Consider the following 16,391-nt stretch of genomic DNA (forward strand, 5'->3'; position numbering starts at 1 on the left):
CCGGATCAGCTCTCCGGGCAGTCGATGCCGAATTCCGACGGATCGACGACGGCCTCGCCGCGGGTCACGCGGGCGCAGGCTTCGGCTTCGACCACCGGCATTGCGGCGGCAAGCGCGTCCTCGCCATAGCTCGGCGCAAAGACGGCGCCGTTCTCATTGGCATAGGTCTTCAGCGCTTCGCTGTTCATGACGTGATCCTCCCAGACCTGGTCGACCGTGTCATAGACTTCCTGCGGGGCGCCGGTCGGGATGAACACCCCAAAGAAATCCTGCGCGACATGGAAATCGGGCACGCTGTCGGTGATCGGCGGGATCGGATCGCCTTCGCCCAGTTCCAGAGCGCTGTCCGACAGCACCACAAGCGGGCGCAGCCGCCCGGCGCGGATCATCTCGGCCTGCTCGACCGCGAGCTGGGTCGTGGCATCGACCTCGCCGCTCGCCGCCGCGATCACCGCCGGGTTGCCGCCGTCATAGGTGATCATGCGCGCCCCCGGCAATTCCTCCTGCATCCCGTCCTTGATCGAGGCAAGCGCCATACCGCCCGAGCTGTTCACCCCTGCCGTGCCGACCGTCACCTCGTCGCTGCGCATCTGTTCCAGCATCTGATCGAAGCTTTCGATGTCGGAATCGGCGTTGACGCTGACCACCGGCACGTTCGCGACGTGAAGATAGATGTGGTAATCCTCGATCGAGGTGTCTTCCAGAAGCCCGGTGATGGCATAGGTCGCGTTGTTCGCAATCGCGTTGGCCGTCCAGGTATACCCGTCACGAGGCGCGTCGAGCGCCGCCTGCGTGCCGATCGAGCCCGAGGCGCCGGGCTGGTTGACCACCACGACTTCCACGCCAAGAGCCTCCTCCAGGATCGGCGCAACGACGCGGGTGACCTGGTCGGTCGAGCCACCGGCCGCCCACGGCACGATGATGTTGATGGGTTTGTCCGGCTGCCAGGAATATTCGGATTCCTGCGCCGAAACGGCGGTGCCGGCCAGAACCAGCGCGGACGAGACTGCCGCCATGCGGACCAAAGACATCGGTAAGTTCCTCCCCTATTACCTACTGGTAGGTTAATAAGCGGTCCGAAAGCTGTCAACGATTGAAAACGCACGCCTTTCAACGGGCAAGAACTGCGTAATACAATTTTATATCATAAAGTTGCGCGAGCATTCTCGAAACCCATCGCCGCGCTTTGACCGCCGGGCGAATTCCCGAATAACGCTCAAGCCCCTTCTCAGGGCTGGACCATCGCGGCGTTCCATTCGGTCAGCAGCCCGGCCTTGCGCAAGCGGTCGTCATAGACCAGCAGACCGGCATCCAGCCGGATCGGCCGCAGATAAAGCGATGGCGGCTCGCCGGTGCCGGGGATCAGCGCGACACCCGAGGCGGCGGCAATCTCGCGCTGTGCCGCATCCGAAAGCAGATGCGACAGAAGCGCCGTGCCCCCTTCGGGATTGGCGGCATTGCGCGGCACCAGAGCCGAGCGGATGATCGCGAAGGTGTAGTCCTCAAGTGCCACACGGACCAGATCGGGATCGTCGGGCGCATAGCGTGCCGCATAGCTCGCCACCACGTTATAGGCGATGGTAACCCGCCCCTCGCGCAATTCGTCGATCATCTCGCCCGAGCAGCAGAACAGCCGCGCATTCAGCCGCCCCATCACCTCGGCCAGCCGCCAGAACCCGTCCGATTGCTGGCTGTCCTGCGAGATCAGGAAATAGCCGACCCCGGAGATCTGCGGATCATAGCTGGCGATCCGCCCGTCAAAGCGTTCTGGATTTTCGCGCAGCATCGCGATCAGGTCGCGACGGTTGCGCGGCACCGGCAGATCGCCCAGCCCCTGCCGAGAAGCCAGTGTCAACACCGGCTCGAGCGCCACGCCGTAAAGCTGGTCGCGCCATTGCGCCCATCCCGGCAGATCCGCGGCGGCGGGCGAGATCGAGGCGGCACGACCGTCATTGGCCAGTTTCATCTGAAGATCCATGGCCGAGGACATGACCAGATCGAACGGCGCCTCTTCTTCATGGATCGCGCGGAACACCTCGGTGCTCGATGCCTGCACATAGCGCACACGCAGCCCCGGATGATCGGCGACGAATTGCGCCATCACCCCGCCGATCGAGGCCAGATCCGTGGTCGAGATGACGCTCACCTCCTGCGCGTCTTCCGCGCCGAAGCTTTGTTCCAGCTCGATCTCATAGGCTCCGACAGGTTCGGGCCGGGGGAAGATCAGCAGCAGGCAGACAGTCAGGAACTGGACAGGGGCAGCGACAGCCTTGCGCATGTGCCGATCTCCGCTCGGGGGGTGAGTTCGAAGCTGCCGCCATGCGCGGCGGCGACCTCGGCGACGATGGTCAGGCCGAGGCCCGATCCGACGACATTACCGACATTGGAGCCGCGCTGAAACCGTCCCTTCAGATCGGCATCGCCTGCCACCAGTCCGCGCCCCTCATCGAGGATCACGATCACCGCCATGCCGTCCTCTTGTTCCAACCGGACTGTGACCTGCCCCTCGGGCTGAGAGTATTTCAGCGCATTGTCGAGGATATTGCGCAGCGCCACCTCGATCATCCGCTCATCGCCCTCGATCTGGCAGCCGTTCTCCAGCCCGTCACGCTTGATCTCGATCTCGCGCAGCTCGGCGACGGGTTGCATCCCGCGCAAAGTGGTGCGGATCAGCGCGGCGAAATCCATCGGCGCGGCCTCGAACTGGTCGCTGCGGTAAAGCACCATCGCGTGATCCAGCAACTGGCTCGCCGAACGGCTGCTCTCGCCGATGGCGCGCAGCATGCGGCGCAGGCGCTGCCGCGTCGTTTCGTCGGAGGTCTCGGCTAGTGCCAGCTCTGCCTCGCTGCGCACCAGCGACAACGGCGTGCGGATACGATGCGCGGCCTCGAAGATGAAGGTTTCGGCCATCAGAAGCGCCGCGCGCAGCCGCGCAATGAAACCGTTCAACGCCGCCAGAAGCGGCAGGAGCTCATGCGGCGCGGGATGGCGCACCGGGCGCAAATCATGCGGGCCGCGCCGTGTCACCGCCTCGGCCAGCCGGTCGACCGGACGGATCACCGCGCGCGCCGCGAACAGCGCGGCAGGTCCGGCCAGCAAAAGCAGCGTCATGCCGATCCAGACCGCGCTGCGGGCGGTGTCGCGCGCAATCGCCGCCTGCCCATAGCGCGTCTGGCCGAGCACGACGGTGATTTCCTCGATACGGTCCTCCAGCAGAACCCGTCGCGCGACCGAGGCCAGCCGCAGCCGGTTGCCACGGTAATCCGCGCTCCAGAAGACCGGGGACAGATCGCCCGGCATATCGGCGGGTGCAGGCAGCCCGTTATAGCCCGTCACCAGCCGGTCACCTCGCGACAGGCTGTAGAAGATCCGCTCATCTCCCATCGCGCCCAGCATCGAGAAGGTCGCATAGGGCAGATCGAAGACCAGCCCTTCATCGGCGGCCCGCACCCCGTCCGCGACCGAGATCACCGCCGCGCCCAGCATGGCATCCTGACTGGCGCGGGACGCGCGTTCGGCGGCGAAACGCACCGCGAAGAACAGGGCCAGCACCAGCAAAGCCGACAGCGCCACGAATTGCCAGGCCAGCCGGCGCCGCAGCGAAAATGCGCCCGCCCGCCCGAGCTTCTCGGGCGCGCTCATTCCGGAATCAGCCGGTAGCCAACACCGCGCAGCGTCTCGAGCCGCGCGCCGGACCCTTCGAGCTTGCGGCGCAGACGGCCGATATAGACCTCGATCGCGTTGTCGCTGACCTCTTCGTCGAAGGAGAACAGCCGGTCGATGAGATGCGGCTTGGAATAGGTCTGGCCGGGCCGGGACAGCAGGATTTCCAGCAGACGCAGCTCGCGGGCGCGCAGCTCGCGCACCTCGTCCCCCACCGTGACCGTCGCGCCCAGCGCATCGAAGGTGAAGCCGGAGAAATGGCGGCGGCTGTCGGCGACGCCCGACTGGCGGCGCAGCACGGCACGGCAGCGCGCCTGCAACTCGGCAAAATCGAAAGGTTTGGTGATATAGTCATCCGCACCCTGATCCAGCGTCGCCACCCGATCGGTGACCGAGGCGCTGGCGGTCATCATGATGACCGGCGTGCTGGCCCCGGCCCGTCTCTGCCGGGTCAGGAAGTCCCGCCCGTCCCCGTCAGGAAGGGAAATATCAAGCAATATCAGATCATAGGGCGCAGATTCCAGATAATCATCCGCCTCGCCGAGCGTGGCGGCCCGATCGACGGCGTGACCCTCCAGCGCCAGCCCCGACGCCACTGCCTGAGCCAGCTCATCGCTGTCCTCGACCAGAAGAAATCTCATTTCGATTAACTTTTTCTCGTTTGATGACAGCTTCGTGTCAGCTTTCCAGCAAATCTTGCCCCTCGCAAGGCCGCGCCCTTCCGCGCGGCACATGATGATTGGGAGGATACCATGAAAACCATCACCCGCGCCGCAATCGTTGCGCTGACCGGCAGCGTCGCCCTGCCCGCCTTCGCCGAGGAATGCATTGCGCCGGCCAATCCCGGCGGCGGCTGGGACTTCACCTGCCGTCAGATCGGCCGGATCATGACCGAGCTGGAGCTGGTCCCGAACATGGTGCAGGTCACCAACATGGCGGGCGCCGGCGGCGGCGTCGCCTATACCCATGTCGTCGGCGACCGGAACGAGGACCCGGAGGTCTTCGTCGCGGCCTCGTCGGCCACCACCACCCGGCTGGCGCAGAACGCCTTTGCCGGTGCGACCGCCGATCAGGTCCGCTGGGTCGGCACGATCGGCGGCGATCCCGGCGTCATCGTCGTGGCGCAGGACAGCGAGTTCGAGTCGCTGAACGATCTCGTCGAGGCGGTGAAGGAAGATCCCTCTGCCGTGGCCTTCGCCGGCGGCTCTGCCGTGGGCGGGTTCGACCATCTCAAGGTGCTGATGATGCTCGACGCGGCCGGGTTCGAGGATGCCCGCGCGGTCAAGTATATCGGCCTCGACGGCGGCGCCGACGCGATCACCCAGACCGTGGGCGGCTTCGCGCAGGCGATGACCGGCGACCTGTCGGAAATCACCGGCTTCATCGCCTCGGGCGATGTGCGCCCGATCGCGGTGCTTTCGGAAGAGCGTGTGCCGGGCTTCGAGGATGTGCCGACCGCAAAGGAGCAGGGAATCGACAGCGTGGCGATGAACTGGCGCGGCGTCTATGTCCCAAAGGGCATCAGCGACGAGGAATACGACAAATGGGTCGATTGGCTGCGCCAGGTCGGGGAAAGCGAGCAGTGGCAGACCGTGATGACGGAAAACGGCCTGGCTCCCTATGACATCTTCGGAGCCGATTTCGAGGAATTCGTCGCCGAGAACATCGCGCAGATCCAGGATGTCTCGAAAGAGATCGGGCTGCTGCAATGATACGCGGCGACCGAATCTTCGGAGCGGTCATGATCGTGGTGGCGTTGGGGTATATCCTCAGCGCCCGCGCGATTCAGACCAGCTTCATGTCCGATCCGGTCGGACCGCGACTATTCCCCTATATGATCGCGGGGGTGATGATCATCTGCTCTCTGGTGATGATCCTGCGCCCCGACCCCGACGCCGAATGGCCGGCCGGACCGATGGTTCTGCAACTGGGCATCGCGCTCGCAGTGCTGGTCGCTTATGCCTATTCCATCGGCCCGCTGGGATTCATCATTCCCACCGCATTCGCCTCTGGCGTGCTGAGCTGGCAGATCGGAGGCCGCCCGCTGCGCGCCGCGATCACCGGCATCGGGCTGGGCATCGGGCTGTGGGTTCTGTTCCGTCTCGTGCTGGGCCTGGGCCTGCGTGGCCTGCCCGCCGGTTGGGGGATCTGACATGGATATTCTTGGCAACCTCGCAATGGGGTTCGAGATCGCCGCTTCGCCCTACACGCTTCTGCTGGCGGTGATCGGCTGTTTCGTCGGCACCATCATCGGCGCACTGCCGGGGCTCGGCCCGTCGAACGGCGTGGCGCTGCTGATCCCGATTTCGTTCTCGATGGGGCTGGACGCGATTTCCGCGCTCGTGCTGCTGACCTCGGTCTATTACGGGGCCATGTATGGCGGGCGGATTTCCTCGATCCTGCTGAACATCCCCGGCGACGAACCGGCGATGATGACCACGCTGGACGGATATCCGATGGCCAAGCAGGGTATGGCCGGCGAGGCGCTTGTGGTGTCCGGCGTCGCCTCTTTCGTCGGTGCCTTCGTCGCCACGATCGGGCTGATGATCTTTGCGCCCTATCTGGCTCAGGTGGCGTTCAAATTCGGACCGGCCGAGTATTTCGCGCTGTATATGCTGGCCTTCTGCACGCTTGGCGGGATGGGGTCGAACAACCAGGCCAAGGCGGCGCTGTCGGCGACGATCGGTCTGGCCATCGCGATGATCGGGCTGGACAAGACCACCGGCATGCCGCGCTTCACCTATGGCGAGCTGCATCTGATGGACGGGGTGGATTTCCTCGTCGCCATTGTCGGTCTCTTTGCCGTGGCCGAGGTGTTCTTCTTCATCGAGACCCACGGCAAGGACAGCGCCATCGGTGTCAAGCTGGGCAAGCTGATGATCCCGTGGAAGATGCTGCGCAAGACTTCGGGCGCGATGGCGCGCGGAACCGGCATCGGCTTCGTTTCGGGCGTGCTGCCCGGCGCGGGTGCCTCGCTCGGGTCGTTCCTGGCCTATATGGCCGAGAAATCCGTGGCCCGCGACAAGGACAGCTTCGGCACCGGCAACCCGAAAGGCGTGGCCGCGCCCGAGGCCGGCAACAACGCCGCGGCAGGCGGTGCACTCGTGCCGATGCTGACGCTTGGCGTGCCGGGATCGGGGACCACCGCAGTGCTGCTGGCGCTGCTGCTGACGCTGAACATCACGCCGGGCCCGCTGCTGTTTACCGAGCGCCCCGAGGTGGTCTGGTCGCTGATCGCGGCGCTGCTGATCGCCAATATCGTGCTGTTGCTGATGAACGTGCCGATGGTGAAGATCTTCGTGCATATCCTCTCGGTGCCGGCATGGGTGCTGCTGCCGGGTGTCACCATGGTGGCCTTTGTCGGGATCTATTCCCTGACCGGATCGAGCTTCGACATGCTGATGATGGTCGGCTTCGGCGTGCTGGGCTACGTGATGCGCAAGCTCGACATCCCGACCGTGCCGGTGATCCTCGGCATCCTGCTGGGCAACGCGATGGAGGATAATCTGCGGCGCGCGATGGTGCTGTCGAATGGCGACTGGACCTTCCTATTCAGCACGCCCATCGCCATCGGCCTGTGGATTGCCGCCATTGTCGGCTTCGTCGCGCCGATCTTCCTGCGCAGGCTGCTGAAAACGCCGCCCCTGCCGGACAGCGATCCGACGATGAATGTGGACTGAGCCGCAGCCATTACCTTCAGTCCACGAGAAAGGGCCGCCGGAGCTTCCGACGGCCCTTTCCTTTTCATCGTGACGGATCAGCCCCGCCCGTGAGGCTCGTCCCAGTCGATCTCCGGGTTGATCGGGATGATCCGGTTCGGATTGATCATGTCGTGGCTATAATGATAATGCCGCACGATATGGTCGAAATTCACCGTCCCGGCCACGCCAGGCATCTGATACAACTCGCGCGTCCAGCCCCAGAGATGGGGATATTCGCGCAGCCAGGCGCGGTTGCATTTGAAATGCGTGTGATAGACCGGATCGAAGCGCACGGCGGTGGTAAACAGCCGCCAATCCGCCTCGGTCAGCCGGTCGCCGGTCAGATAACGATTCCCGGCCAGGATCCCTTCCAGCCAGTCGAGACTTTCGAAAAGCGGATGCACCGCCTCGTCATAGGCCTCCTGCGAGGTGGCGAAGCCGGATTTGTAGACGCCGTTATTCACCGTGTCATAGACGCGGTCATTGATCTCGTGAATCCGGTCGCGCAGTTCCTTGGGGTAATAATCATCCTCATTGCCGGTCAGCCCGTTGAAGGCGCTGTTGAACATGCGGATGATCTCGGCGCTTTCATTGCTGACGATGGTGTTGCGGCTCTTGTCCCACAACACCGGCACCGTGACCCGGCCCGAGGCATCCGGATCGGCGCGCAGATAGATGTCACGCAGATATTTCTCGCCGAACAGGTCATCGCCGGTCGCGGCGGAGAAATCGGTGCGGAACTCCCAGCCTTCCTTCAGCATGTCGGGATGAACGACCGAAACCGAGATATGATCCTCCAGCCCCTTGATGGCACGGAAGATCAGCGCCCGATGCGCCCAGGGACAGGCGAGGCTGACATAAAGATGATAGCGCCCGCTTTCGGCAGGAAAACCGCCCTCGCCCGAAGGCCCCGGCGCGCCATCCGGCGTCACCCAGTTGCGCCAGGCGGTTGTGGTACGCTTGAAGCGGCCGCCCGTGCTGTCCGTATCATACCATTCGTCCTTCCAGACGCCGTCGACGAGTTGTCCCATGATGTCTCCTTTGCGCCGGGGGAAGTTGCATTCCCTCACGGCCGTTGCGGATGTCAGCGGGCGATCATCTGATCTTGCCCTGCGCCACTAGCCCAGGCTTTTCGGGTGATCCCGGGAAGCTGATGCGAAGTGCCCGATGCCGGTTTTGGATGATCCGTCAGGCGCTACGGATCGTGTCCTGCCTCGGCTCGACACCTTAGCTATCCTTTTGCCCTGATCTTCGGCTTTTCGCCGGGCTCGGTGGTGAACAGCGCGGACCATTCCGGGTGTTTTTCATATTGGCGGAAGATGAAGGGGCAGATCGGCACGATGCGGAACCCCTCGCTGCGCGCATCCTCAAGCATGAAATGCAGCAACGCCTTGGCGACGCCCTTGCCCTCCATGCTCTCGGGCACGCCGGTGTGATTGGCGCTGATGACGCGATCCTCGGGGCGCGTGAAGGTGATCTCTCCCTCCCCGGCGATACCGGGCAGGCGGGCGACATAGCGGCCCTTGCCCTCGTCATCCTCGCGGGTGATTTCCAGGTCGGTCATCTTGGTCTCCGTAATGATAGATCGGTCAGGCGTCCCGAATGCCCCCCAGGCAATCGGGCGGCCCCGCGGGGCCGCCCGGTCAGGCTCACGCGGATTTGGCGCGCGCGGCCATGGTCGCATCGGCCCACCAGACCAATTCGTCCAGCATGGCGTCGAGCGAGGGCTTCAGGACCTCGGTGACCTCCGACATCTCGCCGTCCTGCCCGAGCGGCGAGACCTTCATGAACTCACCCCCACCCAGATGAACCGCGTTGCGCAGCGGCACCATCTGAAGCTCCACGGCGATGTTGCGCAGATGCTCGATGGCGCGTGCGGCACCGACGCCGCCATAGCCCATCGCGGCGGCGGGCTTGCGGTTCCATTCCTTATAGGCCTGATCCAGAGCGTTCTTCAGCGCGCCGGTGATCGAGTGGTTATATTCCGCGACCAGAAACAGGAAACCGTCAAACCCGGCCAGCGTTTCCTGCCATTTCACCGCCTTGGAGTCCTCCGAGGGCGCCCACTGGTTCGAAGCCGCCTCATCGAAGAAAGGCAGATCGAAATCGCGCAGATCCAGCAATTCGAAATCCATGTCGTCGCGCTTGCCGACCTGATCCATCAGCCAAGCGGCCGGTTTATCGGCAAAACGCGCCTCGCGGGTCGAGCTGATGATAACGGCGATCCTGGGTTTGCTCATCTTATATCCTTTCCGGCCGATGCGGCCCGGTCGATTCAATTAACTGAAAACAAGAATGGGCCCGGCAGGGTTCCTCTGCCAGAGCCGGTCGGGCGAACTCCGCGTTCGGGCCAGCCGAACGGGAACGCGGGAACCGATGACGCCGCAACGGCAGCAGGCGAACAATCAGGACGCGCTGCGTGCCGGAGCGTCCTTCGCCGCCTTGGCCTTCACCGCGAGATCCCGCGCAATCGCATAGGCACCCTTGATCCGCTCGCCGTCGCTTTTCCAGTCGCGGCGAATGACGATCTTGTTGTCGCTGACCTTGGCCAGATCGCGCTGATCGGTTAGGAACTCGACCAGACCGGCGGGGTTCGGGAACTTGTCGTTGTGGAACTGGACCGTCGCCCCTTTCGGCCCGGCATCGAGCCGCGCAATATTGGCGCGCTTGGCCATCGCCTTGATGCGGATGACATTCATCAGCATGGTCACCTCGCGCGGGACCGGCCCGAAACGGTCGTGAAGCTCGGCCGCGAAGCCCTCCATCTCGACCTTGGTGGTGATGTCCGAGAGCCGCCGGTACAGGCCAAGCCGCACATCCAGATCCGCGATGTAGCTTTCCGGGATCGTCACCGGCACGCCCAGATTCAGCTGCGGGGCCCATTCATCTTCGGGCGTGCCCTCCAGCTCGCCGGATTTCAGCTTGGCGATGGTCTCTTCCAGCATCGCCTGATAGAGTTCGAAGCCGACTTCCTTGATATGGCCGGATTGCTCCTCACCCAGCAGATTCCCTGCACCGCGAAGGTCCAGATCCTGCGAGGCCAGGTTAAACCCTGCCCCCAACCCGTCGATATTGCCAAGAAATTTCAGCCGGCGCTCGGCCTGCGGGGTCAGCGGCGCGCGGGGTTTCGTGGTCAGGTAGCAATAGGCGCGGGTGCGCGAGCGTCCGACCCGGCCCCGGATCTGGTAAAGCTGGGCGAGGCCGTAAATATCCGCCCGCCAGACCACCATTGTGTTGGCGGTCGGAATATCCAGCCCGCTTTCCACGATGGTCGTCGCCAGCAGCACGTCATATTGCCCGTCATAAAAGGCGTTCATCCGCTGATCCAGATCGCCCGCAGCCATCTGGCCATGCGCGACGACAAAGCTGATCTCGGGTACATGCTCGCGCAGCCAGTCCTCGACTTCCGGCAGATCGGCGATGCGGGGGACGACAAAGAAGCTCTGCCCGCCGCGATATTTCTCGCGCAGCAGCGCCTCGCGGATCGTAACGCTGTCGAACTCGGACACATAGGTGCGGATCGCCAGACGGTCCACCGGAGGCGTGCCGATGATCGACAGGTCGCGCACGCCCGACAGCGACAATTGCAGCGTGCGCGGGATCGGCGTCGCGGTCATGGTCAGCACATGCACATCGCTGCGCAGCTCTTTCAGCCGCTCCTTGTGCGAGACGCCGAAATGCTGTTCCTCGTCGATCACCAGCAGGCCGAGATTGCGGAATTTCACCGCCTTGGCCAGCACCGCATGGGTGCCGACGACGATATCGACGCTGCCATCGGCCAGCCCTGCCCGCGTCGCCGCGGCCTCCTTGGCGGACACGAACCGCGACAGCGCGCGCACGTTCAGCGCCGTGCCGCGGAAGCGGTCGGCAAAGCTGCGGGCATGTTGCCGGGCCAGCAATGTGGTCGGCGCGATCACCGCGACCTGCTTGCCCTGGCTTGCGGCGATGAAGGCGGCGCGCATCGCCACCTCGGTCTTGCCGAAGCCGACATCGCCCACGATCAGCCGGTCCATCGGCCGCCCCGTCGCCAGATCCGCCATCACATCGTCAATCGCGGCCATCTGGTCGTCGGTTTCGGTATAGGGGAAGCGCGCCGAGAAGCTTTCCCAGTCGTGATGTTCCGGCTCCAGCACCGGGGCGGTGCGCAACAGGCGTTCCGCCGCGACCCGCATCAGCCGGTCGGCGATCAGGCGGATCCGTTCCTTCAGCCGTGCCTTGCGGGCCTGCCACGCCCCGCCACCCAGACGGTCCAGCAGACCCTCCTCATGACCGTAACGGCTGAGCAGTTCGATATTCTCGACCGGCAGGAACAGCCGGTCTCCGCCCGCATATTCAAGCGCCACGCAATCATGCGGCACACCCCCGGCGGTCATGGTTTCCAGCCCCTTGTAGCGACCGATTCCATGTTCGACATGCACGACCAGATCGCCCGGCGTCAGCGCGGTGGTGTCCTTCAGGAAATTCTCGGCCCGCCGCCGTTTCCGCGCGCCCCGGATCAGCCGGTCGCCCAGCACATCCTGTTCCGAGATCACGGCAAGCTTGCCTGCCGCGCTGCCATCGGCGGTGAAGCCTTCCTCCAGCGGCCAGACCGTCAGCCCGAGCGCGCCGGGCCGATCGGGCAGGTCCGAAAGCCGCGAGATATCCGTGGCGCCTTCGACGCCCTCATCCGCGATCAGGCCGCGCAGCCTTTCGCGCGCGCCGTCCGAGAAGCTGGCGATGACGACGCGATGGGTCTTGCGCAGGTCGCGCAGATGCGCGGCAAGCGCTCCGAACAGATCAAGCTGCTCGGCCTGCCGTTCGGGTGCGAAGTTGCGGCCCACCTTGCCGCCCGCATCCAGCACGCCGGGACCGGGCGGGGCGGCATTCACCGACAGAAGCAGCACCCGGCGATCCGACAGCCAGCCCGCCCATTCCTCGTCACCGGCAAACAGAGCCTCGGGCGCGACGGGGCGATAGACGGTCTCGCCCACGCGCCGCCCCGCCGCCTCGCGCCGGGCATTATATTGTTCGCGGATCATCTCCCACCGCGCTTCGCGGACCTGATCCAGACGGTCATCCAGCATGACCGCCGCCTCGGGGAGATAGTCGAAAATGCTGTCCAACCGTTCATGGAACCAGGGCAGCCAGTGTTCCACCCCGGCCAGCTTGCGGCCCGCGCTGACGGCTTCGTAAAGCGGATCATTGGCCCCGCCGCCATATTCGGCGCGATAGGTGGTGCGGAACCGGGTGATGGCGTCCTCGTCGAGGATCACCTCGGACATCGGCACCAGTTCCAGCCGGTCCAGCTTGCCGGCGCTGCGCTGCGTTTCGGGATCGAAGCGGCGGGCGCTGTCCAGCACATCGCCGAACAGGTCCAGCCGGATCGGGCCCGAGGGTCCGGGCGGGTAGATGTCGATGATGCCGCCGCGAATGGCGTAATCCCCCGGCTCGGTCACCGTCGGCGCCTGCGCAAAGCCCATCCGCGCCAGCCATCCGCGCAAGCCGCCCTCGTCGATCCGGTCGCCGACACGGGCGGTGAAGCTGGCCCTTGCCACCGTGTCACGAGGCGGCACCCTTTGCAGCGCGGCGTTCAGCGTGGCCAGCACCACGAACCGCCCCGGCACGGCCTGATGCGCCAGCATGGCCAGCGTCGCCATCCGCGCCGCCATCACCTCGGAGGCGGGCGAGACGCGGTCATAGGGCGTGGTGTCCCAGGCGGGAAACTCCAGGACCGTCAGATCGGGTGCGAAGAAACGCAGCCCCTCGCGCATCGCCTCGGCCCGGCGGTCGTCGCGGGCGATATGGATGACGGGGCCGCGCTCGGCCTCACGCGCGAGAAGCGCGGCGTCATAGCCCGAAGGCGCGCCGGAGAGGGTAATCTGATCTGCCATGCGGTCCAGATAACCGGCCCACAGCCGGGGTCAAGGTCACAGCCCGTTCGGATGCAGCAGCAACCACAGCGAAGCCCAGAGCGTCGTCACGATCACCGCCAGAACCGACAGGATCATATGCAGCGCCCGATAGCGGTTGATAAGCCGCAGCGCCTCGGACGCCGCCTCGCGCCTCGGCTTGCCAAGCGATACCGCCTCGAGCACCCAGCGCAGCCGATGGGCCAGCCTCAGGCGCAGCGCCAGAAGAAGCGCCAGCGGGATCGCGACCAAGCTCAGCGCCTGGGCCATCTCCAGATCATAGCCGAATCCCATCACGGCAAGCGCGGTCACGCCAAAGGTCACGAGCGCGGTCAGCAACGCGCCGCCATTGCGCGTGATCCGCCAGCGCGGCAGTTGCAGCGCCAGCCAGTCGATCAGCAGCGCCGCCTCGGCCGGCAGCCCGGCTTCGCTTTCGCGCAGCGCCCGCCCGGCCCGGCTGAGCACATCATTGGGCACACCCAGCACGCCCCGCCCGGCCAGCGTCCAGCAGGCGAACAGCACCAGCCAGAACCACGGCGACGAGAAGGACCGCGAATCGAGAAGGGAAAGAAACTCGGAGAAGAATTGCACGGGAGACTTGCCTGCTTGTCGTATGGCGGGGCCGACCTTAGAACAGGGGCCGAACAAGGAAAAGCCGAAAGCCCGGACCCGATATGAGCCCCTCTCCGATCCTGCCGCCCTTCCCGCTGACCCGCCTGCGCCGTCTGCGCCGCAGCGAGGCGCTGCGCGAGATGGTCACGGAAACGCGGCTGACCGCGGCGGATCTGATCTGGCCGGTCTTCGTCACCGAGATCGAGGGCGCCGATATCGAGATCCCGTCAATGCCCGGCGTGCAGCGCGTCACGCTGGACGGGGTCAGGGCCGCGGCGGAACGGGCCGCGCGTCTGGGGATCCCGGCGCTCTGCATCTTCCCCCATTCGGCCGAAGAGCTGCGCACCGAAGGCTGCGAGCGCGCCTGGGACCCGGAGAATATCGGCAACCGCGCCATCCGGGCCGTCAAGGAAACCGTGCCCGAATTGATGGTCATGACCGATATCGCGCTCGACCCCTATAACGCGAACGGGCATGACGGCATCGTCCGCGACGGGGTGATCGTGAATGACGAAACCGTCGACTGCCTGACTCGCATGGCCATGGCGCAGGTCGAGGCAGGGGCGGATATTCTTGGCCCCTCGGACATGATGGACGGGCGGATCGGCGCGCTGCGCATGGCGCTCGAGCGCCATGGTCACAGCGATGTCGCGATCATGTCCTACGCGGCGAAATTCGCCAGCGGCTTCTATGGCCCGTTCCGCGACGCGGTCGGCGCATCGGGCCGGCTGGTCGGCGACAAGAAAACCTATCAGGTCAACCCCGCCAATCGCGAAGAGGCGCTGCGCTGCGTCGCCCGCGACCTGTCGGAAGGCGCCGATATGGTCATGGTCAAGCCCGGCATGGCCTATCTGGATATCTGCCGCGAGGTCCGCGACCGCTTCGGCGCACCGACCTTCGCCTATCAGGTCAGCGGAGAATACGCGATGATCGAGGGCGCGATCCGTCAGGGCTGGCTCGGCCGCGAGGTGATGCTGGAAAGCCTGCTCGCCTTCCGTCGCGCCGGCTGTGACGGGATCCTCACATATTTCGCACCCGAAGCCGCTCAGGCTCTGGCCTGAGCGCGCGAAACTGGCTATTATTCCTCAAAATGATGGGGGTAAGAGCATGGGACACCACAAGGTCTGGTCGCGGCGCGGTTTCATTGCCGGGGGCGCCATGCTGGCGCTCGCGGCCTGCAATAACGGGCTGGCGACGAATGCCACGACGACGCTTGAAGGCCGCGTCAACGCGACGCTGAACGAGCTTTTCACCGCCTATCCGAATGCCCGCCCCATCGTCGAGAATGCGCGCGGCGTGCTGGTCATGCCGGTCATGACCCAGGCCGCGCTTGGCGTCGGCGGATCCTATGGCGAGGGCGCTTTGCGCGTGGATGGCAAGACGGTGGATTACTATTCCGCCGCGCAGGCAACGCTGGGGCTACAGGCGGGGGCGCGGCAATTCGCGCATGTGCTCGTCTTCCAGACCGACCGCGCGCTCGAGAATTTCCGCAACGCGCCCGGCTGGGTCGCAGGGGCCGGGGCCTATTACGCGCTGCCCAAGGAAGGGGTCAGCTTCGGCACCGACTCCGTGACTCGCAACCATCCGGTCGTGGCGATGATCTTCGGCGAGACCGGGGTCATGGCCGGGGCCGCGATCGAAGGCACGAAATACACACGCATCATCCCCTCGGCCATCGCCACGCGCTGAACGCCGGCGCAGGGCGTGTTGCATAAAAAAGGGGCCGATCCCGGCCCCTTTTTCCATTGGCTGCATCCTTACGGTGCGCTAGCCGCCCGCGATGATCCGCACATAATTGCGCGTCTCGCGATAGGGCGGGATGCCGCCATATTTCTTCACCGCGCCCGGCCCGGCATTATAAGCCGCAAGCGCCAGCCGCCAGTCGCCGAACTGGTTATACATCATCCGCAGATAGCGGGCCCCGCCCTCAAGATTCTGGATCGGGTCGGTGGGATTCACCCCGAGCGAGCGGGCCGTGCCCGGCATCAGCTGCGCCAGCCCCATCGCACCCTTATGAGAACGGGCGTTGGGGTTCCAGCGACTCTCCTGGTTCACCAGACGCAGGAAAAGCGCCTCGGGAATGCCATATTTCCGGGCGAGCGCCTGCGCATGAGGGATATAGGCCGAACGCTTGCCGGTATAGGCCTTGGTCGAGACAGTCGGCGACAGCTCGATCGTCGTCACATTGACCACCTGCCGCCCGGTGGGACGCAGCCGCTTCGACTGCTGGTACTGGCTGGCCAGCCGGGAATCCATCAGCTGCTTCTGCCGTGCGAACTGCGCCTGCCGGTTACGCTCGGTCACCCGCTTGAGGCTAAGCCCATCCGCCGAGGCCACCGGGGCCGTCATCGTCATGGCACAGGCGGCGATCACGCCGACCTTCATCAAGAAGCCAAGGCTTTTCAAAGTTTTGCCGATCATGTCCCACACTCGTTGCCCATTTTTTATGCCTCGACTATACGCGAATTCGCCCGCGTCACCAGCCGCTTTGTGAACTGGTTCCGCGCCGGCCGGTCATCGGCGTGAT

15 protein-coding genes are annotated in these 16,391 nt (G+C 65.0%); 5 read left to right on the forward strand and 10 right to left on the reverse strand.

Annotation, left to right across the window (positions count from 1 at the left end):
* Positions 1-5: 5 nt before the first annotated feature.
* From PAF18_RS06545 to PAF18_RS06560, 4 genes are all read right to left on the reverse strand, one after another.
* Positions 6-1,031, reverse strand: coding sequence for a Bug family tripartite tricarboxylate transporter substrate binding protein (locus PAF18_RS06545; RefSeq protein WP_271117797.1), 1,026 nt, complete (start codon positions 1,029-1,031; stop codon positions 6-8).
* A gap of 197 nt (positions 1,032-1,228) precedes the next feature.
* The gene (locus PAF18_RS06550) at positions 1,229-2,278 is read right to left on the reverse strand and encodes an ABC transporter substrate-binding protein (RefSeq protein ID WP_271117798.1); all 1,050 of its coding nucleotides are present in this window, start codon (positions 2,276-2,278) and stop codon (positions 1,229-1,231) included.
* Entirely contained in the window at positions 2,242-3,642 is a 1,401-nt protein-coding gene (locus tag PAF18_RS06555) for a sensor histidine kinase (RefSeq protein WP_271117799.1), read from the reverse strand. The genes PAF18_RS06550 and PAF18_RS06555 overlap by 37 nt, the downstream gene beginning before the upstream one ends.
* Positions 3,639-4,304 carry a response regulator gene (locus PAF18_RS06560; protein ID WP_271117800.1) on the reverse strand — a complete coding sequence of 222 codons (666 nt, stop codon included), beginning with the start codon at positions 4,302-4,304 and terminating at the stop codon, positions 3,639-3,641. The genes PAF18_RS06555 and PAF18_RS06560 overlap by 4 nt, the downstream gene beginning before the upstream one ends.
* A 111-nt stretch (positions 4,305-4,415) precedes the next feature.
* Between PAF18_RS06560 and PAF18_RS06565 the strand changes: the two genes are divergently transcribed.
* The 3 genes from PAF18_RS06565 to PAF18_RS06575 are packed head-to-tail and all read left to right on the forward strand — an operon-like array spanning position 4,416 to position 7,343.
* Entirely contained in the window at positions 4,416-5,375 is a 960-nt protein-coding gene (locus tag PAF18_RS06565; protein WP_271117801.1) for a Bug family tripartite tricarboxylate transporter substrate binding protein, read from the forward strand.
* Positions 5,372-5,815 carry a tripartite tricarboxylate transporter TctB family protein gene (locus PAF18_RS06570; protein WP_271117802.1) on the forward strand — a complete coding sequence of 148 codons (444 nt, stop codon included), beginning with the start codon at positions 5,372-5,374 and terminating at the stop codon, positions 5,813-5,815. The genes PAF18_RS06565 and PAF18_RS06570 overlap by 4 nt, the downstream gene beginning before the upstream one ends.
* Position 5,816: 1 nt before the next feature.
* Positions 5,817-7,343 (forward strand): tripartite tricarboxylate transporter permease, encoded by a 1,527-nt coding sequence (locus PAF18_RS06575; protein WP_271117803.1) that lies wholly within the window; start codon positions 5,817-5,819, stop codon positions 7,341-7,343.
* Between the two features lie 77 nt (positions 7,344-7,420).
* Here PAF18_RS06575 and PAF18_RS06580 read toward each other — a convergent pair whose 3' ends face one another.
* From PAF18_RS06580 to PAF18_RS06600, 5 genes are all read right to left on the reverse strand, one after another.
* Complete coding sequence (locus tag PAF18_RS06580) at positions 7,421-8,395, reverse strand: glutathione S-transferase family protein (RefSeq protein WP_271117804.1); 975 nt, start codon at positions 8,393-8,395, stop codon at positions 7,421-7,423.
* Between the two features lie 200 nt (positions 8,396-8,595).
* Positions 8,596-8,928, reverse strand: a complete 333-nt coding sequence (locus PAF18_RS06585; RefSeq protein ID WP_271117805.1) for a GNAT family N-acetyltransferase — start codon at positions 8,926-8,928, stop codon at positions 8,596-8,598.
* Positions 8,929-9,013: 85 nt separating this feature from the next.
* Positions 9,014-9,604: an NADPH-dependent FMN reductase gene (locus tag PAF18_RS06590; protein WP_271117806.1), complete on the reverse strand. Its 591-nt coding sequence runs from the start codon at positions 9,602-9,604 to the stop codon at positions 9,014-9,016.
* A 165-nt stretch (positions 9,605-9,769) separates the two neighbouring features.
* Positions 9,770-13,234, reverse strand: coding sequence for a transcription-repair coupling factor (gene mfd / locus PAF18_RS06595; protein WP_271117807.1), 3,465 nt, complete (start codon positions 13,232-13,234; stop codon positions 9,770-9,772).
* A 36-nt stretch (positions 13,235-13,270) separates the two neighbouring features.
* The gene (locus PAF18_RS06600) at positions 13,271-13,843 is read right to left on the reverse strand and encodes a hypothetical protein (protein ID WP_271117808.1); all 573 of its coding nucleotides are present in this window, start codon (positions 13,841-13,843) and stop codon (positions 13,271-13,273) included.
* Positions 13,844-13,926: 83 nt separating this feature from the next.
* Here PAF18_RS06600 and hemB point away from each other — a divergent pair, with 83 nt between their 5' ends.
* Positions 13,927-14,925, forward strand: a complete 999-nt coding sequence (hemB, locus tag PAF18_RS06605) for a porphobilinogen synthase (protein WP_271117809.1) — start codon at positions 13,927-13,929, stop codon at positions 14,923-14,925.
* 46 nt (positions 14,926-14,971) lie between these two features.
* Positions 14,972-15,553 carry a lipid-binding SYLF domain-containing protein gene (locus tag PAF18_RS06610; RefSeq protein ID WP_271117810.1) on the forward strand — a complete coding sequence of 194 codons (582 nt, stop codon included), beginning with the start codon at positions 14,972-14,974 and terminating at the stop codon, positions 15,551-15,553.
* A gap of 78 nt (positions 15,554-15,631) precedes the next feature.
* Here PAF18_RS06610 and PAF18_RS06615 read toward each other — a convergent pair whose 3' ends face one another.
* Entirely contained in the window at positions 15,632-16,285 is a 654-nt protein-coding gene (locus PAF18_RS06615) for a lytic transglycosylase domain-containing protein (RefSeq protein ID WP_434802244.1), read from the reverse strand.
* Between the last annotated feature and the right edge of the window lie 106 nt (positions 16,286-16,391).

Origin of the sequence: Paracoccus sediminicola (assembly GCF_027912835.1) — a bacterium.
GTDB classification, from domain to species: Bacteria; Pseudomonadota; Alphaproteobacteria; order Rhodobacterales; family Rhodobacteraceae; genus Paracoccus; species Paracoccus sediminicola.